The organism is Pseudomonas sp. MAG733B, assembly GCF_036884845.1.
Classification (GTDB): domain Bacteria; phylum Pseudomonadota; class Gammaproteobacteria; order Pseudomonadales; family Pseudomonadaceae; genus Aquipseudomonas.
On record NZ_CP145732.1, the window covers coordinates 4,478,131 to 4,497,929 of the forward strand.

Below are 19,799 nucleotides of genomic sequence, written 5' to 3' on the forward strand. Positions count from 1 at the left end.
CGCGCATCGACAATCTTGCGCAAACGAAACGGAGAACTTCCATGCTCAAGCGTACCCTGGCACTCGCCATCGGCTTGACCCTGTCTGCCTGCACCTTGCTCGCACAGGCTGCGGACACCCTGAAAGTCAGCGCCATTCCCGATGAGGCGCCGACCGAACTGCTGCGCAAGTTCAAGCCGCTGGGCGCCTACCTTGAGCAGCAATTGGGCATGAAGGTCGAGTTCGTGCCGGTGAGCGACTACCCGGCCGTGGTCGAGGCGCTGGCCACCGACCGCATTGATATGGCCTGGCTGGGTGGTTTCACTTTCGTGCAGGCTCGCCTGAAAACCGGCAATGCGATTCCGCTGGTACAGCGTGAGCAGGATGCGCAGTTCACCAGCAAATTCATCACCGCTGACCCGAACGTCAAATCCCTCGCCGACCTCAAGGGCAAGACCTTTGCCTTCGGTTCTGTGTCCTCGACGTCGGGCAGCCTGATGCCGCGCTACTTCATGCTCAAGGATGGCATCAAGCCGGAAACCTGGTTCAGCCGCGTCGGTTACTCCGGCGCCCACGACGCCACCGTCGCCTGGGTTCAGGCCGGCAAGGTCGATGCCGGTGTGCTGAACGCCAGCGTCTGGGAAAAACTGGTCGCCGCCGGCAAGGTCGATACCAATAAGGTCAAGGTGTTCGCCACCACGCCGGCCTACTTCGACTACAACTGGACCGTGCGTGGAACGCTCGACCCGGCGCTGGCCAACAAGATCAAGGCAGCCTTCCTGGCGCTCGATCCGGCCAAGCCTGCGGACAAGGAGATTCTTGATCTGCAAGCCGCCAGCCGCTTCATCGAAACCAAGCCTGAAAACTACAAGGGCATCGAGGAAGCCGCGCGCGCTGCCGACCTGCTCAAATGACATTGCAACTGAAACGGGTCAGCATCACCCACGCCAATGGCGTGCACGCATTGCGTGATGTTGACCTGCACATTGCTGCCGGCGAGCGGGTCGCCATCATCGGCCCGTCCGGTGCGGGCAAGTCGAGTTTGCTCAATGTGCTGGTTACCGCACTGCGCCCGAGCAGCGGTGATCTGCAATTGCTTGGCGAAAAAGCCTGGCAGCTGTCGGCCCGCCAGCGTCAGCGCCTGCGCGCGCGGATCGGTCTGGTGCATCAGTCGCCGCCGCTGCCGCCACGCCAGCGTGTGATCACGGCGGTGCTGGCCGGCAAGCTTGGCCAGTGGAGTCTGGGCCGGAGCCTGCTGAACCTGCTGCATCCGGTGGACATTCCCGGTGCGCGTGCAGCGCTGGCCCGACTGGATCTGGGCGATAAATTGTTCGCGCAATGCCAGCAGCTGTCCGGCGGTCAGCTTCAACGCGTTGGCGTGGCCCGCGTGCTGTATCAGGCACCCGAAGTGTTGCTGGCCGATGAGCCGGTGTCGGCGATGGACCCGGTACTGGCCGAGCACACGCTGGCGGTCCTGTGCCGTCATGCCCAGGAACATAACGTCACGCTGGTGGCCAGCCTGCATGCGGTGGACCTGGCGCTGGCGCATTTTCCGCGCATCATCGGCCTGCGTGACGGGCAGATCCTGTTCGACCTGCCGGCCGGCGAAGTCGACCGCGAGCTGCTCGACAAGCTTTACGCCAACGAGCAATTGCAGTCTCCACCCGTGCCTTCGCCGCCCTTGGTTGTGCAGATCCCCCGATGCTGACGCGCGACTCCCGAGACCCGGCCACCCGCCCGCGCCTGCTGCTGAGCCTGTTGGCCATTGCCCTGTTGTGGCCGGGCATCCACTTCAGTGAACTGGACCTTGGTGTGCTGCTGGCGAGCGACAGCCAGAGCGAAATCGGCCGTTTCGTCTCGACCTTCTGGCCGCCCGCCTATGGCGAAGAATTCCTCCCGCTGCTGTGGCAAGCCACCTTGCAAACCCTGGCCATCGCCACGGCCGGCATGACCCTGGCGCTGTTGTTGGCGGTGCCCGCCAGCTTGCTCGCCAGCCGTGCGCTGTCGCTGTCTGCTGCTTCCCGTGCCGGTCGCCCCGGCTACTGGGGCCGACTGCTGCGCTGGCCAGTACGCGGTTTATTGATCTTCCTGCGCAGCGTGCCGGAAATCGTCTGGGCCTTACTATTCGTGCGCGCCGTCGGCCTCGGTCCGACGGCTGGGGTGCTGGCGATTGCCATTACCTACAGCGGCATGCTCGGCAAGGTCTACGCGGAGATTTTCGAGTCGGTCGACCAGCGTCCGGCCCACGCGCTGATGCAAGCGGGCAGCGGACGGCTCGCAGCGTTTTGCTACGGAATCCTGCCCAATGTCGCGGCCGAATTGCTGTCGTACACGGTGTATCGCTGGGAATGCGCGATCCGCGCTTCGGTGGTGATGGGCTTTGTCGGCGCGGGCGGCCTGGGCCAGCAAATGGATCTGTCGCTGCGCATGTTTGCCGGCGGCGAAGTGGCCAGTCTGTTGCTGACGTTCCTGGTGCTGGTGCTGTTCGCCGATCAACTCAGCCGTCTGCTGCGCTGGAGGCTGGCATGAATCGCCTGATCAATCTGGCGCTGCTGCTGTGCATCGGTGCTGCGGTGGTCGCGTCCTTCAGCTACTTGGGCATCGACCTCGGCGCGCTGGGCGATAACAATAACCTGAAGCAGATGGGCGCTTATGCGCAGCGCTTTCTCAGCCCGGACCTGAGCGCGGGCCATTTGCAGGCCATCGCCCATGGTGCGGTGGAGACCATTGCCATGTCTGCCCTGGGCACCCTGCTCGCAGCGGTGTTCGGTCTGATATTGGCGCTGCCGGCGGCGGGTCGATTCGGCTGGCCGTTCAAAAGTGCCTCGCGCCTGATACTCAATGCCCTGCGCGCGATTCCGGAACTGGTGTGGGCGGCGCTGATGGTGCTGGCCGCCGGGCTCGGCCCGAATGCCGGCACCCTGGCGTTGGCCCTGCACACCACCGGCGTGCTCGGCCGACTGTTCGCCGAAGCACTGGAAAACACCCCGCCCGAACCTGCCGAAGCCATCCGCCTGCAAGGCGGCAATGCGGTGTGGGCGTTCTGTTACGGCACCCTGCCCAACCTGTTGCCGCAACTGCTGGCCTACATCCTGTACCGCTGGGAAAACAATATCCGCATGGCCAGCGTGCTCGGTTTCGTCGGTGCTGGCGGCTTGGGGCAGATGCTGTATGTCAGCCTCAGCCTGTTCCAGGAAGCCCAGGCCAGCACGGTCATCCTGGCCATGCTGGTGCTGGTGTTCGCCGTCGATTCGCTGAGCAGCTGGAGTCGTCAACGCTGGGTCAAGGCCTGACCTCAGGCTTCGCTGATCTGGTTGACGCTGGTGATTTGCCGGTTCCAGATCATCTCGTAATGGGCGGTCTGAATAATCGACAGCACAGGCCTTGGGGTCATCAATGCCCAGCAATGGCTGCCCTGTCGGCGCACGGAGTGGTAGCGCAGACCGGGGCACCGCGCCTTCCTGATGGCCGTGCCGAAACGATGGGAATCGGCGTAATCGTCGGGGTCGTAGATCGGATCGGTGATGGCAATGGTCGTCGCGTCTTTCATCGCCTTGTCCACGAAAGAACAGGACAGCCCACGGAAGACAAAGCGCTCATAGTTGAGGTTGTGCACCTTCGACCAATACAGCGTTTGATGATGCTGCACTTCGGCCAACGCCGTTTCCAGGGTGTCGGCCAGGTACAACACGCCAAAACTGCCATCGCTGAAGCGCGAGCCCGCCGGGTTGACATGGGTAAACGGCGCGGTCGCGTAAGAGCAACCGGGAATGCCGAACGGGATCTCGCTGCGGGCGATCAGTTCAAGGTGCCCTAGTTCGTTCTTCAAGCGCGGATTGGTCAGCGCCTGGATCTCGTACAACACCTCGAACTCGTCCGCATCGGCCACGTCATCAAACATCGCGATCGGCGGAAACTTGGAATTGACCAACCGGTAAGCCTGCAACGGCTCACCGGCAAACACCGGCAGCTGATTGACCTTCACCATTGCGCGCCCCGCAGCGCATCGATCCGCCGAAATGTTTCGTACAGGGCAATCATGTCGCCCTGAGACATGATCTCCAGCGGAGTCCGTCCATTGAAAAACTCGTTGTCGTTGGCCATCGACGGGAAGCCGTAGACGTTTTCCGGGTTATCGAAAATCAGGCGCAACGTGGCGTGGATGTTCAGCACGAAGCTGATGCGCTGCATCTGATCGGCATCCAGCGCCACCGCCCACTCGGGATCGCGTTGGCGGGCGCGGGTGTAGGTGCTGCGGGAAATGCGCAGGATGCGACAAGCCTGCTCGCTGGACGCCGCCCATTTCTCAAGGATGCCGACGGCTGCGCGCAGGCCGGTGACGCACTGGTTCTTGGTGAATGTTTGTGCCTGTAGGGCGAGTGACATGTCCTGTTCCCCGTTATGACTCTATAGATTCAAACATAGACATTATGAATCTATAGATCAAGATGACGACGACCAGTGGCGCAGGCCCGTTTCCTGACTACATGCCATGCTGACTATGGGTGATTTCTTCGCCCTCACTCAGCAGAGGTCATGAAGATGAAACTCATGTTTGCGGTCGTCTTCAGCCTCCTGTTTTACGTATCCATCCCGGCAAATACAGCGTCCGCCGACGACAGCATCCGCCCCTTCAAGATCGCGGTGGCGCAACAGGATCTGCTCGACCTGCGCCAACGCATCTCGGCCACCCGCTGGCCCGACAGGGAAACCGTCGGCGACACCTCCCAAGGCGCGCAACTGGCACAGATGCAGGCGTTGATGCGCCATTGGGCCACTGACTACGACTGGCGCAAGGCCGAGGCGCAGCTCAACGCATGGCCGCAGTTCGTGACGACCATTGACGGCGTCGACATCCATTTCATCTGGGTGCGCTCCCCCGCTCCCAAAGCCCTGCCGATGATCATGACCCACGGCTGGCCGGGTTCGGTGTTCGAGTTCGTCCAGGTCATCGGCCCACTCTCCGATCCGGTCGCCCATGGCGGCAAGGCTGAAGATGCCTTCGACCTGGTGATTCCGTCCATTCCCGGCTACGGCTTTTCCGGCAAACCGAGGGGCACCGGTTGGGATCCGGATCGCCTTGCGCAGGTCTGGGCGCAGTTGATGCGGCGTCTCGGCTACCAACAATACGTCGCGCAAGGCGGCGACTGGGGCGGCCCCATCACCGGCGCGATGGCGCGGCAGGCGCCGCCGGGGTTGCGCGGCATTCATCTCAATTTGCCGGCGACGATCCCGCCCGAGGCAGGTGCCGCGCTGGCCGTCGCCGGCCCCGCACCGGCGGATTTCACCCCGCAGGAACGCGCGACTTACGATGCCGTTGCCAAACTGATCAAGCAGGGAAACCTGGCCTACAGCGCGATGATGGCCGCCCGCCCCCAAACGATTGGCTACGGCGTGACGGATTCCCCGGTCGCCCTCGCCGCATTCCTGTTGGTACATCCGGGGTTTTCCCTATGGACGTATGGCGCAGACCCGCAGCAGTTGCCGACCCGCGATCAAGTGCTGGACGACATCACGCTGTATTGGCTGACCAACAGCGGCGCATCTTCGAGCCGCTTGTACTGGGAAAACAAAGGCCGCAGCCCGCTGTCATCCACTGCCCAGAAGACCAGCGAAATCTCGCTGCCGGTGGCGATTACCGTATTTCCGCAAGACGTCTATTGCCCGCCGGAGAGCTGGGCCCGGCGCGCCTACCGCAATCTGGTCTACTTCCGCCAGGCGGAAAAAGGTGGCCACTTTGCAGCCTGGGAACAGCCGCAGCTGTTCACCGAGGAATTGCGCACGGCGTTTCGTTCGATGCGTTGAGGGCTTACTCGGACACCGCGACTTGATTACGCCCACGGGCCTTGGCGCGATACAGCGCCTTGTCGGCGTTGCTCATCAAACTGTGCAAATCCTTTTCACTGGATTCCATGGACGCCACCCCGATGCTGGCGGTTATGCAGTGCACAGGCCCGGTCATCAGGCCGGAAATGGAGTGGACGAGTTCTTCGGCGATGTTTTGCGCGGCTTCAAGCGAGGTGTCCGGCAGCAACACGGCAAACTCCTCGCCACCCAGTCGACCGTAGACGTCGGTTTCGCGAAATGACCGGCAGATGACCACGCCCATCTGACGCAGCACTTGATCACCGACCTGATGCCCGTAGGTGTCGTTGATGTGTTTGAAATGATCCATGTCCAGCATCACCGCACATAGCGGCAACTGATAATTCTGGCAATGGTTATACAGGCGCTGGGCCTGCTCGAAAAACGCCCGGCGATTCTTCAGGCCGGTCAGTTCGTCAGTCTGTGCGGCGCGAGTGGAAATGCTGTGGGCCAGCTCCATTTCACGGGTCAGGCGGAAGGCCGTTTCCAGCGCATCGGAGAGTTTGCGGGTGGCGCTGCACACGAATGAGGCAAACACCAGAACGGCCATGGCCATGCCGACTTGCAGGGTCGACGGCTGGAACAACAGCCAGAAGGTACACGGCAGCAACACCAGCGCGATGGACACCACGGTCATGTAGCGATAAGCCGAATAGCACGACACCGCGCTCACGGACATGCCTACGGTAAACAGCATCACCAGCGCCTGGGCAAGCAAATCGTCGGCCGGCATGACCGCCAGCGCGCCACCACCCCAGATGGCGGCGGACAGCACCAGCGTTCCGAAATAGATGCGTTCCCAGCGTTGCGGTGTGCGCGCCTCGTCCGGGCTGTGGAAATAGGCCACGAACATCAGGATGCGCAACAACGTCGAGCCCGTCAGCAGGGCGACCCACCAGGCAATGACGCCATGATCAAAACGCTCCCAGCACAGCCAGCACAGCATGACCAGTGCAAGGAAACTGCCAAAAACCGCTGAAACCGATTGCCGAAACAACTGATGCAACCGGTCGGTGCGCACCTGCTGGGCGATGAAGCTTTCCTGCTCGAGCCGAAATCCGGGGCCATCCATTGAGTTCGCCTGATAATGCTGAGGTGAATGGAGCTATTGTGGCACATTGCTCATGGCCACGTGCTCCGCTGAGAGATTGCGCCTATCAGCAACTAATACTCCGACTATTAGCTGACTTCCCAATAGGGGTCTAGCCTTATCTAGCGCCGGCGCTTTCTGGCCGGTTCAGACCTGATGAGGAGATAAGAATGAGTCAGAAACTGACAGGGCGTACCGTGAGTCCCTGTGTTGGCAATTCCCTTGCCACTCTCGAGAATACCCACGCGACCACAACGATCAATTGATCGATATGCCGGTCCCGCAGCCTGTGTCATGGATCTCACTCACCGTTGTCCCGAGCCCGCACCGGGCCGAACCGCTGAATGAACTCGACCAAAGGTAGCTCACACATGGCAACTGAATCGAAATGCCCGTTCCACCAGGCCGCCGGTGGTGGCACAACAAACCGCGACTGGTGGCCTAACCAGCTTAATCTGAAAATCCTGCACCAGCACTCGTCCCTGTCCGACCCCATGGACGAGGGCTTCAACTATGCCGAAGCGTTCAAGGCCCTGGATTTTGCAGCGGTCAAACGCGACCTGACGGCTCTGATGACCGACTCCCAAGACTGGTGGCCCGCCGACTTCGGCCACTATGGCCCGCTCTTCGTGCGCATGGCCTGGCACTCCGCCGGCACCTACCGTACCGGTGACGGTCGAGGTGGCGCCGGGTCCGGGCAGCAACGCTTTGCCCCTCTAAACAGTTGGCCGGACAACGTCAGCCTCGACAAGGCTCGGCGGCTGCTGTGGCCGATCAAGCAAAAGTACGGCCGCAACATTTCCTGGGCCGACCTGATCGTGCTCACCGGCAACGTTGCGCTGGAGTCCATGGGCTTCAAGACCTTTGGCTTCTCCGGTGGCCGTCCGGATGTCTGGGAACCGGACGAGGACGTGTACTGGGGTTCGGAAAGCAAATGGCTGGCCGGTGACACCCGCTACGGCAAAAACGATGAACCGATGCAGAAACCCGGCGAAGGCCCACTGGTTGCCGAGCCTGGGGAAAACGAGGACACCCGCGTCGAGCCCGGCCGCAATCTTGAAAACCCGCTGGCCGCCGTGCAAATGGGCCTGATCTATGTGAACCCGGAAGGCCCGGAAGCCAATCCGGACCCGGTCGCTGCCGGCCTGGACATTCGCGAAACCTTTGGCCGCATGGCCATGAACGACGAAGAAACCGTGGCACTGATCGCCGGTGGCCACGCCTTCGGCAAAACCCACGGCGCAGGCCCTGCGGACAATGTCGGGGCCGAGCCCGAAGCGGCCGGTCTTGAAGAACAGGGTCTTGGCTGGCGAAACAAATTCGGCACCGGTAAAGGCGCCGACACCATCACCAGCGGCCTGGAAGTCACCTGGACCACGACGCCGACCAAATGGAGCAACAACTTCCTGGAAAACGTGTTCGGTTTCGAGTGGGAGCTGACCAAAAGTCCGGCGGGCGCCCACCAATGGAAGCCAAAAAACGGTGCTGGCGCCGGTATCATTCCGGATGCTCACGATCCGTCGAAACGTCGTGATCCAACCATGCTGACCACCGACCTGGCGCTGCGCTTCGACCCGATCTACGAGCCGATTTCGCGGCGCTTCCTGGAGAACCCGGAGCAACTCGCCGATGCCTTCGCCCGCGCCTGGTACAAACTGATCCACCGCGACATGGGCCCGCTCTCGCGTTACCTCGGCCCGGAAATGCCCAACGAAGTGTTGCTGTGGCAAGACCCGATTCCAGCGGTCGATCATGCGCTGATCAACGACAGTGATGTCGCCGCGCTGAAGAGCAAACTGGTGGCTTCCGGCTTGTCGGTTTCGCAGCTTGTGTCGACAGCCTGGGCGGCGGCTTCGACTTTCCGTGGTTCCGACAAACGCGGCGGTGCCAATGGTGGGCGTCTGCGTCTGGCCCCACAGAAATTCTGGCAATCCAACCAGCCAGAGCAACTGGGCAACGTGCTAACCAAACTCGAAGGCATTCAGAAGGAGTTCAATGCGGGCGGCAAGAAAGTCTCGCTGGCGGACCTGATCGTGCTGGCCGGTTGTGCCGGCGTCGAGCAGGCCGCGAAAAATGCCGGGCAAACCGTCACGGTGCCTTTCACGCCAGGGCGGATGGACGCCAGTCAGGAGCAGACGGATGTCGAATCTTTCGGCTTCCTTGAACCTATCGCTGACGGCTTCCGCAACTACCTCAAGGGCCGCTACACCGTTCCGGCGGAAAAACTGCTGATCGACAAGGCACAACTGCTGACCCTCACCGCACCGGAAATGACCGCGCTGATTGGTGGTCTGCGCGTGCTCAACACCAACGTCGGCAAAACCGCCCACGGTGTGTTCACGAGCCGGCCGGAAGCGCTGACCAACGACTTCTTCACCAACCTGCTGGACATGGGCGTCGAATGGAAACCCGTGACCGAGGCCAATGAAGAATTCACCGGTCGCGACCGCAAGACCGGCCTGCAGAAGTGGACCGCGACGCGCGTTGATCTGGTCTTCGGCTCCAACTCGCAGCTGCGGGCACTGGCCGAAGTCTATGCCAGCGCCGGTGGACAGGAGAAGTTAGTGAAGGACTTCGTGGCGGCGTGGACCAAGGTCATGAACCTGGACCGTTTTGACCTGAAGTGAGATAGCGACGTGTAGGTTGGCCACTTCGACGATGAACGCGCCGGGGTGGCCATTTTTTTGAAAACGGGCAGCGCAATGTTGCCCTTGCCGCTTCGATTGTCGCTCATTTACAATTGCTAATAATTCTCACTAGCAAAAATTACGATGCGATGAGCAACTCTCTGTCCGCCACTGACCAGCAGCATGTGCAATGCGTCGAAGCCCTGTATGTCGGCCACCAAGGCTGGTTGTACGCCTGGTTGCAGCGAAAACTGGGGAACCGGGTGGATGCGGCGGATCTGCTGCACGACACTTTCATGCGCATTCTGGCGGCCAAACCGCTCCCGAACATTGCCGAGCCACGGGCCTATCTGACCTGTGTCGCCAAAGGCATCCTGGTGAACTGGTACCAGCGTCAGGCGCTGGAGCGCGCTTACTTGTTGGCTCTGGCGCAAATGCCGGAGTCACTGGCGCCCTCCCCTGAGTTGCGCTTTCTGATTCTGGAAACCCTGCACGAGGTCGACGCCCTGCTCGATACCCTGCCGCCACTGGTCAAGCGTGCGTTCCTGCTGTCGCAGATCGGTGCGATGAAATACCAGGACATCGCCGAACAACTCGACATCTCGCTCATTACCGTCAAACGCTACATGAAACATGCCTTTTTGCAGTGCCTGACGTTGATGCCCGAATGAGCCGCCCTTCAATGGTCAGCCCGGCCGTGCTGGATGAAGCCGCCGAGTGGCTGATGCGCCTGACGGAAGGCTCGCTCAACGAGCAAGAACGCGCGCAATGGCAAGCATGGCGAGCCAGCAGCGCCGAATGTGAATACGCCTGGCAGCGTGCCGAAAGTTTGCTGGGCAAACTCGGCGGGCTGCCGCCGGAACTGGCGATGCCGGCGCTGGATCGCCCGGCCAACCCACAACGCCGGGCAATGCTCGCTCGTCTGGCGGCGCTGTTGGCAATCGCGCCCGCCACTTGGCTCGGCTGGCAAGTGAACCAGCGTCAGAGCTGGACCGCCGACTATCACTCGCCGATTGGCGAACGCCGCCAACTGACGCTTGCCGATGGCAGTCAACTGACCCTCAACACCGACACTGCCATCGATGTGGTGTTCGATCAGATGCAGCGCCTGATCCGGGTGCGCAAAGGCGAAATCCTGGTGCAGACCGCGCCGGACATTCAGGTGCCTTCCCGACCGTTCCGGGTGTCGACCGAGCAAGGCATCATGCAGGCCTTGGGCACCCGTTTCAGCGTTCGCGAAGACGCCGACACCACACGGCTGGCGGTACTCGACGGCCGTGTGCAGATCGAACTCTATCAACGGCTGCAGGCCACGCCGATGATCCTCAGCGCCGGCCAACAAACCGAATTTTCAGCCTCCGCGATCGGGCCGGTGACCCATGCCGACAGCGCGCTGACGGCCTGGACCCAAGGCATGCTGGTGGCGGACGGTATGTCGCTTGGTGAATTTGCAAAGGAACTGGCGCGCTACCGCCATGGCCTCGTGCGCTGCGATCCGGCCGTTGCCCGAATCCGCATTTCCGGGGCTTTCCCGCTGGACGACAGCCGTCGTGCGCTGAGCATGCTTGCCCTGACGTATCCGGTAAAAGTGACGACGCACTTCGGTGGGTATTGGGTGACCCTGTCACCGGCCTGACCTGCTCGAAAAAATATTTGCAAAGAGGTGATACTTTTTTCGCGCTGGGCTGGCAAGGGAAGACACACCCCGTTTCTCTTGCCGACAGGATCACTTCTCACATGCCCGTTGAACGCGCTTTACGCCTCACGCCGCCCTTTCGCCATGCGATCTTCAGCTTGATGATCGGCGGCGCCTGCACCCAGGTGTGGGCAGCACAACCGTCATCCATTACCGATACGCGCAGCTATCAGATCCCGGCAGGCCCGCTGGGGCAAACCCTGTCGCGCTTCGCCGCCGACAGCCGCATCGCCTTGTCATTCGATCCGGCCCTCACCGATGGCCTGCAAAGTCCCGGATTGTCCGGCTCCTATTCGGCGCTTGACGCACTGACCCGGCTGTTGAACGGCACCGGCCTGGAAATGACCCAACGCGCCGACGCCAGCTACACCCTCGTGCGCTCGGCCAACACCGGCGCCCTGCAACTGGGCGCGACCTCGATCACCAGCCAGCTGTTGGGCGTCACCACCGAAGACACCCACTCCTACACCACCAACGAAGTCAGCATCGGCAAGGGCAACATCAAGCTCAAGGACATCCCGCAGTCGGTGTCGGTGGTCACGCGCCAGCGCATGGACGACCAGAACATGAACAGCCTGCAAGACGCCATGCGCCAGGTCACCGGGGTCACGATCAAGACCTACAACTCCGGTTCCAGCCTCAATGACGTCTATATGCGCGGCTTCCTCGTGGATCAGGTGCAGGTCGACGGCGTCTCGCAACCCACCGGCCAGGGCGACATGGCCACCGCGTTCGATCTGGCGATGTACGACCGGGTCGAAGTGTTGCGCGGTCCATCGGGCCTGTATCAAGGGGCCGGCGAACCCGGCGGGACGATCAACGTGGTGCGCAAGCGCGCCCTCAATACCTTCGCCCTCGGCGGCGAACTGGCCGCCGGTTCGTATGACCACTACCGATCCTCGGTGGACGTCACCGGGCCGCTGAACGATGCGGGCACCGTGCGCGGGCGTTTCATTACTGCTTACGAGAACAACAAATCCTTCGTCGACTACGCCCAGAATGAACGCCCGATGGTCTACGGTCGCCTGGAATTCGACCTCGATCCGTCCACCACCCTGTCGGTCGGCGGCGCTTACCAGCAAAACCATTCCACTCCGGCTTTCGGTTTGCCGGCCTACGCCAACGGCAAGTTGCTGGACGTGCCGCGCTCAACCTTCGTCGATGCCAAGTGGAACGAACTGAACGAGAAAGTCTGGGAAACCTTCGCCGAAGTCGATCACGCCCTCGACAACGGTGGCCAGTTCAAGACCACCCTCACCTACCGCGATGCCGAAACACCCAAGCGTAACTTCACCTGGGCCGACGGCGCGGTCGATCCCGAAACCGGCGACAGCTGGGCCGTGGCGTACAACTACTACACGCACATCAAAACCATCGGCGCCGACAGTTTCGTCACCACGCCATTCGAAGCCCTTGGTCGCAGCCATGAATTCACCGTGGGCGCCGAATACCAGCACCTCGACAAAGACTTCACCTACGGCGGTGGCGACTATTTCCCGATCAACGTCTTCGATCCGGGCAGCATCGACATCCCGAAGCAGGATTACGTGAAGAACAACGGCAACTGGTCCAAATCCGATCAATACGGCCTCTACACCCGCGCCAAAATCAATGTCACCGACTGGCTCGACGTGATCGGCGGTAGCCGCGTGACCTGGTACGAAAGCGATGCAAAAAACGCCAACGCCTTCTTCAACAACTTCGGCAGCGCCCACACCAGCATCAACCGCAAGGTCGTGCCGTACGGCGCAATCATCGGCAAGCTGACCCCGGAACTGTCGGCCTACGCCAGCTACACCGGCGTGTTCAAACCGCAAAGCGAACTGGGTTCCGACAACACGCCCATCGGCCCACGTGAAGGCGAGCAGTATGAAATCGGCCTCAAGCGCGAATTCTTCGACGGGCGCCTGAACGCCAGCGTCGCGGTGTTCCGCATCTACGATGAAAACCGCGCCGAATACGACAACGCCACCGCCGCCTACAAGGCACAGGGCAAGGCCCGCAGCCAGGGCTGGGAAACCGAGTTGAGCGGCAACCTGTCCGACAACTGGAGCATCGTCACCGGCTACGCCTTCACCTCCACCGAGTACCTGAAGTCCGACGATGGCAATGAAGGCAAGACCTTCAGCACCATCACGCCCAAGCACAACTTCAACCTGTGGACCAAGTACGAATTCACCGACGGCCCGCTCAAGGACTTCAGCGTTGGCGGCGGCGTGCGCGTGGTCAGCGACACCTATTACCAGCGTGAAGTCAAATTCGAACAGAGCGGCTACGGCATCGCCACGGCCCAGGTCGGCTACAAGATCAACGACAACCTGTCGACGACCCTGACCGCCAACAACCTGTTTGATCGCAAGTATTACGACCGCGTCGATGCCTCCTGGGGCACCAATTTCTACGGCGACCCGCGCACGCTGACGCTGGCGGTGCGGGCGCAGTATTGATTGGGGTTTGAGCGGTTTCTACTCAGGCGGATCGATCTGATCCAGCACCCGGTTCGCCGTTGTACGGGCATACTGGATCGGTGTCCGGCGGGTTTGGCGTAACGTTGAACATAGTGAAACTCCTGGCTGGAATGAAGGAGCCAACAAGCAGCGTCCGACAATGTTTAAAACCCGCTAAACGCTCCAGCTGTTGGAGCGAGCCTGCTCGCGAAAATCGCAACGTCACGCCAACCCTTCTGCCAGTAGCGCCTTTTGCACCGACGGCCGCTGAAGCACCCGGCTGTACCACGCCTGAAGGTTTTTCAGCCCGTCGAAATGAATGCCTGCTTTGTAGTAAGACGTCAGCCAATCCGCTTGGCCCCAACCCGTAAGGGCAAACAGGTAAGCATCGGCGACAGTGAAGGTGTCGCCGAGCAAAAAATGGCGGCCTTCGAGTTGTTTATCTACCCACGCATAACGCGCCTCCAGTTTCGGCTTGGCCGTGTCCAGGTACTTGCCGGCCAGCCCGGCATAGAGCAGTGGAATAAACCCTTTATGAATTTCCGACGTCAGAAAACTCAGCCACTCTTGCAATCGATAGCGGTCCAGCGTGCCATTGGGCGGAGCCAATCCCGACTCGGGCTTCTGGTCAGCCAGGTACTGCACAATCGCAGGGCCTTCCCGAAAGCGGGTGCCATCGTCCAGTTCAAGAATTGGCACGTAACCCAGGGGATTCACATCGTAATAATCAATGGTGCCGTACACCGTGTGTGCGCGGTGATCGACCTTGAGCAACGCGACATCAAGCCCCAGTTCATTGATCACGATATGGGGGGAAAGAGAGCAACTGCCAGGGATGTAGTAAAGCTTCACGCGCGATCTCCTAATGGGGTCTGCTGCATCACTTCCGTCCGAAAAGTGCTGAAGGACCATCTTAGGGACGTGGTATATAAATAGAAGAAGGCACTTTTTTATCATCTAGGTACATAAAATATACCTGCCATGCCCTGAGGAAAGTTTCATGAAAAAGAACGTGACGGGCTGTTCCGTGGAAGAAGCCATGCGCCTGCTCGGTGGTCGATGGCGTCTGCTGCTGGTGTCGTATCTCCTCGACGGCCCCAAGCGTTTCAACGAACTGCGCCGCGACGTCCCGGGCATCTCGCAACGAATGTTGACCCTCGACCTGCGCGCACTTGAGGAAGTCGGTTTGGTGAAACGCACGGTTTACCCGACAGTTCCGGTCAAAGTGGAGTATGAGCTGACCGACGAAGGTGACCGATTGAGACCCGTCGTCAGCGTGATGCGGGACTTTGGGTTGTGGCTCAAGCAAAGCGGAAAGCTCCAGATGCCGCTGGAGGAAGTGAGTCAGGCTTGAGTAGTGTCGAACGTCATTTACAGCCCGGAAAAAAGTGCAACCGGTCGCGTCAGGCAACAATCGGCCAGAAGCAACCAGTGGACGGAGGGATAGCAAATGAGTAGCTATGCTTGATCTACTGCTGGAGCTGATTGAGCAGACACAGGCTTTCCGTCGATGGTATATCAACCCCTCAAGTGGTCATCCCACTGGGGATCAATTTAGAGTTATGCCCAAAGAGGAGTTCGCCATGACCGTAGTCGATCGCCTCAGGTATTTGCGCGTCGTACTAGTATTGGCTGGCCTCGCGTGCCTTGCTCTCTACCCACTTATGTTGTTCTGGCCGTCCGGCTGGGCCTGGCACGTCAGTCACTCGGACTACCCGATGATGATCGTTGGCATCTACGCCACACTTGGCGTGTTCTTGATCCTGGCCGCACGTGATCCATTAGCCAACCTGAGCCTAATCTGGTTCACCGTGTGGTCCAGCGCCGTACACGCAGCAATCATGGCCGTCCAGGCGGTCACCCAGCCGGGGCAAATGGGACACTTGGCAGGTGACGTGCCAGCGCTCTTCATCGTGGCGGTTGCCTTGGCGCTCTTGACGCCCTGCTCGCAATTGGCCGTTCGGCCCCGGACACACAATGGGGCCTAAGCGCAGGTTTGACTGTCACTACTGTCCGGTTTGGGTCGATAGCGACCTGTCGGGGTAACTTGATAGCCCGCCAGGCTCTACTACCGTGGATACAAGTTTGCTTTCCAACGCAGGAGCGCAACGCATGTCCAGAATCCTCTTTTCGATGGTCGCCAGCCTGGTCCTGTGCACCAGCCAAGCGATGGCGGACACCCTCAAGATCAGCGTGATTGGCGCCGGTAATGTCGGCGGCACGCTTGGCACGCTATGGGCAAAGGCCGGGCACTCGGTGATGTTTTCATCGCGCCACCCGGAGGAACTGACGGACCTGGTCAAGACCGCCGGCCCCAACGCCCAGGCGGGTTCTGTCGGTGATGCCGCTGTATGGGGCGATGTGATCGTGTTGAGTGTTCCCTACGGCGCGATGCCGGTACTGTCCGAACAACTGAAGGGCAAGCTGGACGGCAAGATGGTGTTCAGCACCAGCAACCCATTCAGCGCACGAGACGCAGACGTTGGGCGCAAGGCGCTGGTTCTGGGAGTAGCCCTCGCAGACCAGCAATATCTGCCAGGAGTGCACCTGGCGCGAGCGTTCAACGCCATCGGCTACGCCTCCATGAAAGACCAGGCTGGCAACGACAAGGCGATTCCCCTTTTCGCCGACGACGCCCAGGCCCGGGAAATGGGGGCGCGGTTGGTGCGCGACGCCGGATTCACGCCGGTGATTTTCCCGCTGGCGCGAGCCAATGAAGGCTTGCCGGGCGGCCCCCTCAGCGGCGTTTGGACCGAGGCGGAACTCAAGCGGAAGGTGGGCCTTTAGGGAATATCACCGGAGTATTGAGTCATTGCGCTCGGAGATTGGAGGCGGTACTTCGTGACAGGCGGGTATCCCGTTTTCTGCCACTCGTGAAGGGCAAGAATCAACCAGAAGAAGACCTTCCGAGTAGTGAGCACATATCAGGTCCGCTTTCTTTCTCTGGTCTCGTTTTTGCCACCGGTTTTCAAGTTGCCCACCGAACACCACCGATAGGATCAGGCAATATTCAAATCCAATCCGGCATAGTCCTCCACCACTCCCCGCTCTAGCATGGCCTCACCTTATATCTTCAGGAGTGCGCCCCATGAGTGCAGAAAAAACCCTCTTTATCACCGGCGTCAGCAGCGGCTTTGGCCTGGCCCTGGCCAAGGAAGCGTTCGCCCAGGGCCATCGAGTGATCGGCACTGTTCGCAGCGAATCCTCGCTGGCAACCTTCGAGGCGCTCTCGCCTGAGCGGGCCCATGGCGTGGTGCTGGACGTTACACATTTCGATGCCATCGACGCGGTGGTCGCCGCTGTTGAGGACCGGCACGGCCCGGTGGATGTACTGGTCAACAACGCGGGTTATGGCCACGAGGGGATTTTCGAGGAGTCGTCGTTGGCAGAGATGCGTCGCCAATTCGACGTCAATGTATTTGGCGCGGTGGCGATGACCAAGGCGTTTGTGCCGTACTTTCGCCAGCGGCGGGCGGGGCATATCCTCAACATTACTTCAATGGGCGGCTATATCACCATGCCGGGCATTGCCTATTACTGCGGCAGCAAATTTGCACTGGAGGGCATTTCTGACACGTTGAGCAAGGAACTTGCCCCCTTCAATATTTTTGTCACGGCCGTTGCACCGGGGTCGTTTCGCACGGATTGGGCGGGCCGTTCTATGCAGCGTACACCGCGCAGCATCAGTGACTACGATGCGAGCTTCGACCCGGTGCGCAAAGCCCGTGAGGAAAAAAGTGGCCATCAACTTGGCGACCCACAGAAAGCTGCACGCGCCATGCTGACAATCATCGCCAGCCCCACCCCGCCCGCTCACCTCCTGTTGGGCAGCGACGCCCTGGCCTTGGTGCGTGACAAGCTGCACCGGACGGCGGAGAGTATTGAGCAATGGGAAGCGCTTAGCTGTTCTACGGATGGCTGAGCATCAATGTGGAGATTGTGCGGTCGATGCCCAAACCCAAGGACCCGAGCACAGCGCGAATGGTGCAGTTGATGGGCCAGCTTGCGCCGCTGGAGGGTTACAACCTGAGCCCGCTGGATGATGTGCGTTTTCTGCGTTCCAACCGGCCGCTGACGCGCACGCCGGTGTTGTATGAACCGGGCATCGTCATCCTCTGTCAGGGGCGCAAACGCGGCTATCTGGGTGATGACGTTTACGTCTATGACGCCCAGCATTATCTGGTGGTGTCGGTGCCGGTGCCCTTTACGATGGAGACCGAGGCCAGCGAGGCGGAGCCAATGTTGGCGGTGTACCTGCGTCTGGATTTCACCCTGGCCGGTGAGCTGATTCAGCAGGTGGATGAGCTATGGCATTTCAGCGCGGCTCAGCCTATGGGCATGTACGCCTCGCCCATGGACGAACCGCTGCGCCAGTCGACCTTGCGTTTTCTGGAGGTCATGGGCGACCGCACCGACGCGCAAATCCTCGGCCCGGCGATGCTGCGCGAACTCTACTACCGCATCCTCACTGGCGAACAAGGCGGCACCCTGCGCGCGGCCATCGCCCAGCAGGGCCAGTTCGGCAAGGTGACGCGCGCCATTCACAAGATCCACAGCTGTTACCACGAGTCTCTGGATGTAGAAGCCCTGGCCCGGGAAGCGCAGATGAGCGTGCCCAACTTTCATCTACACTTTCGCAAAGTGACCGATTCCTCGCCTATGCAGTACCTCAAGTCGACACGGTTGCATCAGGCGCGATTACTGATGCTGCGTAACGACCTGACAGCCGCCAAATCAGCATTTCTGGTGGGCTATGAAAGTGCGTCGCAATTTAGCCGCGACTTCAAACGCCTCTTCGGCCGCACACCGTTAGCGGAAGTGGCGTGGATGAAGCGGGCCTATGCGTTGCCAGCACCGACAACCCCGTCGCCCTTCGTGTCATCACACTGATCTTCCATCAATGGAGCAGGGTCGATACCACTGACATCTCTGCCAAAGGAGTCACCGCATGTCAAAGCTATATCCCAGTATCGATCCTCAGGGGTTGATCGAGTACTCCGTGGTCTACACCGACCGCTCGCTCAACCACATGTCGCAGTCATTTCAAGCCGTGATGAAGAACATTTCCACGACGCTGAAACAGGTCTACAACGCCCAGGCTGTTGCGGTGGTCCCGGGCAGCGGCACATTCGGCATGGAAGCGGTGGCGCGACAGTTTGCCACCGACCAGCAATGCCTGGTGATACGCAATGGCTGGTTCAGTTATCGCTGGAGCCAGATCCTTGAGATGGGTAACATCCCGGCCGCCACCACGGTGCTCAAAGCCCGACCGGTCGAAACGGGTCGCCAGGCTGCCTACGCCCCACCCCCTCTGGACGAAGTGCTGGCAGCCATTGCGGCTTCGAGGCCGCAGATCGTCTTCGCTCCCCACGTCGAAACCTCATCAGGGATTATCCTGCCCGACGAGTACCTGCGGGCCGTCGGCGATGCCGTGCATGCGGTGGGTGGCCTGTTTGTGCTGGACTGCATCGCCTCAGGCACGATTTGGGTTGATATGCAGAAATGTGCAGTCGACCTGCTGATCAGCGCACCGCAGAAAGGCTGGAGCGCCTCCCCTTGCTGCGCCCTGGTGATGTTCAGTGCTTTGGCCCTCGAGCGCATCGAGCAGACGCAGAGCAGCAGCTTCGCCTGCGATTTGAAAAAGTGGCTTCAAATCATGCAGGCCTACGAACAGGGCGGACATGCCTACCATGCGACCATGCCCAGCGATTCCCTCGCGCGGTTTAATGAAGTGATGAAAGAGACGCAAGCCTACGGTTTCGACAAGGTCCGCGACGAACAACAGGCGCTGGGCGATCGGGTACGCGCCATGTTGACCGGCAAGGGCATCAAAAGCGTGGCCGCCGCCGGCTTTCAGGCTCCTGGCGTCGTGGTGAGCTACACCGATGATGCCGACATCAAGAGCGGCAAGAAATTTGCCAGCCACGGCCTGCAGATCGCCGCCGGAGTGCCGTTGCAATGCGACGAGCCGGCCGATTTCCAGACCTTCCGCATCGGGCTGTTCGGACTCGAAAAGCTGCACAATATCGAGCGCACAGTCAGCACCCTCGAACAGGCACTGGACGAGGTGATGGTTAACTAAGCCATCATCTCGG

The 19,799-nt window shown here is 60.6% G+C and carries 19 protein-coding genes; 15 read left to right on the forward strand and 4 right to left on the reverse strand.

What is annotated here, in order from left to right; translation table 11 throughout:
• The first annotated feature begins 41 nt into the window (after nucleotides 1–41).
• The 4 genes from V6Z53_RS20395 to phnE (V6Z53_RS20410) are packed head-to-tail and all read left to right on the forward strand — an operon-like array spanning nucleotide 42 to nucleotide 3,272.
• Nucleotides 42–893, forward strand: a complete 852-nt coding sequence (locus V6Z53_RS20395) for a putative selenate ABC transporter substrate-binding protein (protein ID WP_338581414.1) — start codon at nucleotides 42–44, stop codon at nucleotides 891–893.
• On the forward strand, nucleotides 890–1,687 hold the full coding sequence (locus V6Z53_RS20400) for an ATP-binding cassette domain-containing protein (RefSeq protein WP_338581415.1): 798 nt from the start codon (nucleotides 890–892) through the stop codon (nucleotides 1,685–1,687). The genes V6Z53_RS20395 and V6Z53_RS20400 overlap by 4 nt, the downstream gene beginning before the upstream one ends.
• Nucleotides 1,681–2,508 (forward strand): phosphonate ABC transporter, permease protein PhnE, encoded by an 828-nt coding sequence (gene phnE / locus V6Z53_RS20405; protein WP_338581416.1) that lies wholly within the window; start codon nucleotides 1,681–1,683, stop codon nucleotides 2,506–2,508. Before V6Z53_RS20400 ends, phnE (V6Z53_RS20405) begins: the two co-directional genes overlap by 7 nt.
• Nucleotides 2,505–3,272: a phosphonate ABC transporter, permease protein PhnE gene (gene phnE, locus V6Z53_RS20410; RefSeq protein ID WP_338581418.1), complete on the forward strand. Its 768-nt coding sequence runs from the start codon at nucleotides 2,505–2,507 to the stop codon at nucleotides 3,270–3,272. Before phnE (V6Z53_RS20405) ends, phnE (V6Z53_RS20410) begins: the two co-directional genes overlap by 4 nt.
• A gap of 2 nt (nucleotides 3,273–3,274) precedes the next feature.
• Here phnE (V6Z53_RS20410) and V6Z53_RS20415 read toward each other — a convergent pair whose 3' ends face one another.
• Both V6Z53_RS20415 and V6Z53_RS20420 read right to left on the reverse strand, forming a co-directional pair.
• Nucleotides 3,275–3,967 carry an RES family NAD+ phosphorylase gene (locus V6Z53_RS20415; RefSeq protein ID WP_338581419.1) on the reverse strand — a complete coding sequence of 231 codons (693 nt, stop codon included), beginning with the start codon at nucleotides 3,965–3,967 and terminating at the stop codon, nucleotides 3,275–3,277.
• The gene (locus tag V6Z53_RS20420; protein ID WP_338581420.1) at nucleotides 3,961–4,365 is read right to left on the reverse strand and encodes an antitoxin Xre-like helix-turn-helix domain-containing protein; all 405 of its coding nucleotides are present in this window, start codon (nucleotides 4,363–4,365) and stop codon (nucleotides 3,961–3,963) included. The genes V6Z53_RS20415 and V6Z53_RS20420 overlap by 7 nt, the downstream gene beginning before the upstream one ends.
• 156 nt (nucleotides 4,366–4,521) lie before the next feature.
• On the opposite strand from V6Z53_RS20420, the gene V6Z53_RS20425 reads away from it, so the two are divergent.
• A complete protein-coding gene (locus V6Z53_RS20425) occupies nucleotides 4,522–5,784 on the forward strand; it encodes an epoxide hydrolase family protein (RefSeq protein WP_338586540.1) in 1,263 nt (420 codons plus the stop codon).
• 4 nt (nucleotides 5,785–5,788) lie between these two features.
• Here V6Z53_RS20425 and V6Z53_RS20430 read toward each other — a convergent pair whose 3' ends face one another.
• Nucleotides 5,789–6,916, reverse strand: a complete 1,128-nt coding sequence (locus V6Z53_RS20430) for a GGDEF domain-containing protein (RefSeq protein ID WP_338581422.1) — start codon at nucleotides 6,914–6,916, stop codon at nucleotides 5,789–5,791.
• 389 nt (nucleotides 6,917–7,305) lie between these two features.
• Between V6Z53_RS20430 and katG the strand changes: the two genes are divergently transcribed.
• The 4 genes from katG (at nucleotide 7,306) to V6Z53_RS20450 (ending at nucleotide 13,704) form a co-directional block, all read left to right on the forward strand.
• Nucleotides 7,306–9,561 carry a catalase/peroxidase HPI gene (gene katG / locus V6Z53_RS20435; protein ID WP_338581423.1) on the forward strand — a complete coding sequence of 752 codons (2,256 nt, stop codon included), beginning with the start codon at nucleotides 7,306–7,308 and terminating at the stop codon, nucleotides 9,559–9,561.
• A gap of 149 nt (nucleotides 9,562–9,710) precedes the next feature.
• Entirely contained in the window at nucleotides 9,711–10,232 is a 522-nt protein-coding gene (locus V6Z53_RS20440; protein WP_338581424.1) for a sigma-70 family RNA polymerase sigma factor, read from the forward strand.
• On the forward strand, nucleotides 10,229–11,197 hold the full coding sequence (locus V6Z53_RS20445) for a FecR family protein (protein WP_338581425.1): 969 nt from the start codon (nucleotides 10,229–10,231) through the stop codon (nucleotides 11,195–11,197). Before V6Z53_RS20440 ends, V6Z53_RS20445 begins: the two co-directional genes overlap by 4 nt.
• Before the next feature lie 101 nt (nucleotides 11,198–11,298).
• Entirely contained in the window at nucleotides 11,299–13,704 is a 2,406-nt protein-coding gene (locus V6Z53_RS20450) for a TonB-dependent siderophore receptor (protein WP_338581426.1), read from the forward strand.
• Nucleotides 13,705–13,926: 222 nt separating this feature from the next.
• Here V6Z53_RS20450 and gstA read toward each other — a convergent pair whose 3' ends face one another.
• On the reverse strand, nucleotides 13,927–14,556 hold the full coding sequence (gstA, locus tag V6Z53_RS20455; RefSeq protein ID WP_338581427.1) for a glutathione transferase GstA: 630 nt from the start codon (nucleotides 14,554–14,556) through the stop codon (nucleotides 13,927–13,929).
• A gap of 148 nt (nucleotides 14,557–14,704) precedes the next feature.
• Here gstA and V6Z53_RS20460 point away from each other — a divergent pair, with 148 nt between their 5' ends.
• From V6Z53_RS20460 to V6Z53_RS20485, 6 genes are all read left to right on the forward strand, one after another.
• Nucleotides 14,705–15,058, forward strand: coding sequence for a helix-turn-helix domain-containing protein (locus tag V6Z53_RS20460; RefSeq protein ID WP_338581428.1), 354 nt, complete (start codon nucleotides 14,705–14,707; stop codon nucleotides 15,056–15,058).
• A gap of 229 nt (nucleotides 15,059–15,287) precedes the next feature.
• Nucleotides 15,288–15,692: a DUF6632 domain-containing protein gene (locus V6Z53_RS20465; protein ID WP_338581429.1), complete on the forward strand. Its 405-nt coding sequence runs from the start codon at nucleotides 15,288–15,290 to the stop codon at nucleotides 15,690–15,692.
• Nucleotides 15,693–15,816: 124 nt separating this feature from the next.
• The gene (locus tag V6Z53_RS20470; protein ID WP_338581430.1) at nucleotides 15,817–16,491 is read left to right on the forward strand and encodes an NAD(P)-binding domain-containing protein; all 675 of its coding nucleotides are present in this window, start codon (nucleotides 15,817–15,819) and stop codon (nucleotides 16,489–16,491) included.
• 301 nt (nucleotides 16,492–16,792) lie between these two features.
• Complete coding sequence (locus tag V6Z53_RS20475; protein WP_338581431.1) at nucleotides 16,793–17,626, forward strand: oxidoreductase; 834 nt, start codon at nucleotides 16,793–16,795, stop codon at nucleotides 17,624–17,626.
• A 26-nt stretch (nucleotides 17,627–17,652) separates the two neighbouring features.
• A complete protein-coding gene (locus V6Z53_RS20480; RefSeq protein ID WP_338581433.1) occupies nucleotides 17,653–18,594 on the forward strand; it encodes an AraC family transcriptional regulator in 942 nt (313 codons plus the stop codon).
• Nucleotides 18,595–18,652: 58 nt separating this feature from the next.
• Nucleotides 18,653–19,786 carry an aminotransferase class V-fold PLP-dependent enzyme gene (locus V6Z53_RS20485; protein ID WP_338581434.1) on the forward strand — a complete coding sequence of 378 codons (1,134 nt, stop codon included), beginning with the start codon at nucleotides 18,653–18,655 and terminating at the stop codon, nucleotides 19,784–19,786.
• The last annotated feature ends 13 nt before the right edge of the window (nucleotides 19,787–19,799 follow it).

Bases quoted from the DNA above. Each gene is read 5' to 3' on its own strand.
- V6Z53_RS20445 (WP_338581425.1), top strand. From the start codon at position 10,229: ATGAGCCGCCCTTCAATGGTCAGCCCGGCCGTGCTGGATGAAGCCGCC.
- V6Z53_RS20415 (WP_338581419.1), bottom strand. From the start codon at position 3,967: ATGGTGAAGGTCAATCAGCTGCCGGTGTTTGCCGGTGAGCCGTTGCAG.
- V6Z53_RS20485 (WP_338581434.1), top strand. From the start codon at position 18,653: ATGTCAAAGCTATATCCCAGTATCGATCCTCAGGGGTTGATCGAGTAC.
- V6Z53_RS20460 (WP_338581428.1), top strand. From the start codon at position 14,705: ATGAAAAAGAACGTGACGGGCTGTTCCGTGGAAGAAGCCATGCGCCTG.
- V6Z53_RS20465 (WP_338581429.1), top strand. From the start codon at position 15,288: ATGACCGTAGTCGATCGCCTCAGGTATTTGCGCGTCGTACTAGTATTG.
- V6Z53_RS20480 (WP_338581433.1), top strand. From the start codon at position 17,653: ATGCCCAAACCCAAGGACCCGAGCACAGCGCGAATGGTGCAGTTGATG.
- V6Z53_RS20470 (WP_338581430.1), top strand. From the start codon at position 15,817: ATGTCCAGAATCCTCTTTTCGATGGTCGCCAGCCTGGTCCTGTGCACC.
- phnE (WP_338581416.1), top strand. From the start codon at position 1,681: ATGCTGACGCGCGACTCCCGAGACCCGGCCACCCGCCCGCGCCTGCTG.
- V6Z53_RS20420 (WP_338581420.1), bottom strand. From the start codon at position 4,365: ATGTCACTCGCCCTACAGGCACAAACATTCACCAAGAACCAGTGCGTC.
- V6Z53_RS20475 (WP_338581431.1), top strand. From the start codon at position 16,793: ATGAGTGCAGAAAAAACCCTCTTTATCACCGGCGTCAGCAGCGGCTTT.
- V6Z53_RS20440 (WP_338581424.1), top strand. From the start codon at position 9,711: ATGAGCAACTCTCTGTCCGCCACTGACCAGCAGCATGTGCAATGCGTC.
- V6Z53_RS20395 (WP_338581414.1), top strand. From the start codon at position 42: ATGCTCAAGCGTACCCTGGCACTCGCCATCGGCTTGACCCTGTCTGCC.
- V6Z53_RS20450 (WP_338581426.1), top strand. From the start codon at position 11,299: ATGCCCGTTGAACGCGCTTTACGCCTCACGCCGCCCTTTCGCCATGCG.
- V6Z53_RS20425 (WP_338586540.1), top strand. From the start codon at position 4,522: ATGAAACTCATGTTTGCGGTCGTCTTCAGCCTCCTGTTTTACGTATCC.
- phnE (WP_338581418.1), top strand. From the start codon at position 2,505: ATGAATCGCCTGATCAATCTGGCGCTGCTGCTGTGCATCGGTGCTGCG.
- katG (WP_338581423.1), top strand. From the start codon at position 7,306: ATGGCAACTGAATCGAAATGCCCGTTCCACCAGGCCGCCGGTGGTGGC.
- V6Z53_RS20400 (WP_338581415.1), top strand. From the start codon at position 890: ATGACATTGCAACTGAAACGGGTCAGCATCACCCACGCCAATGGCGTG.
- V6Z53_RS20430 (WP_338581422.1), bottom strand. From the start codon at position 6,916: ATGGATGGCCCCGGATTTCGGCTCGAGCAGGAAAGCTTCATCGCCCAG.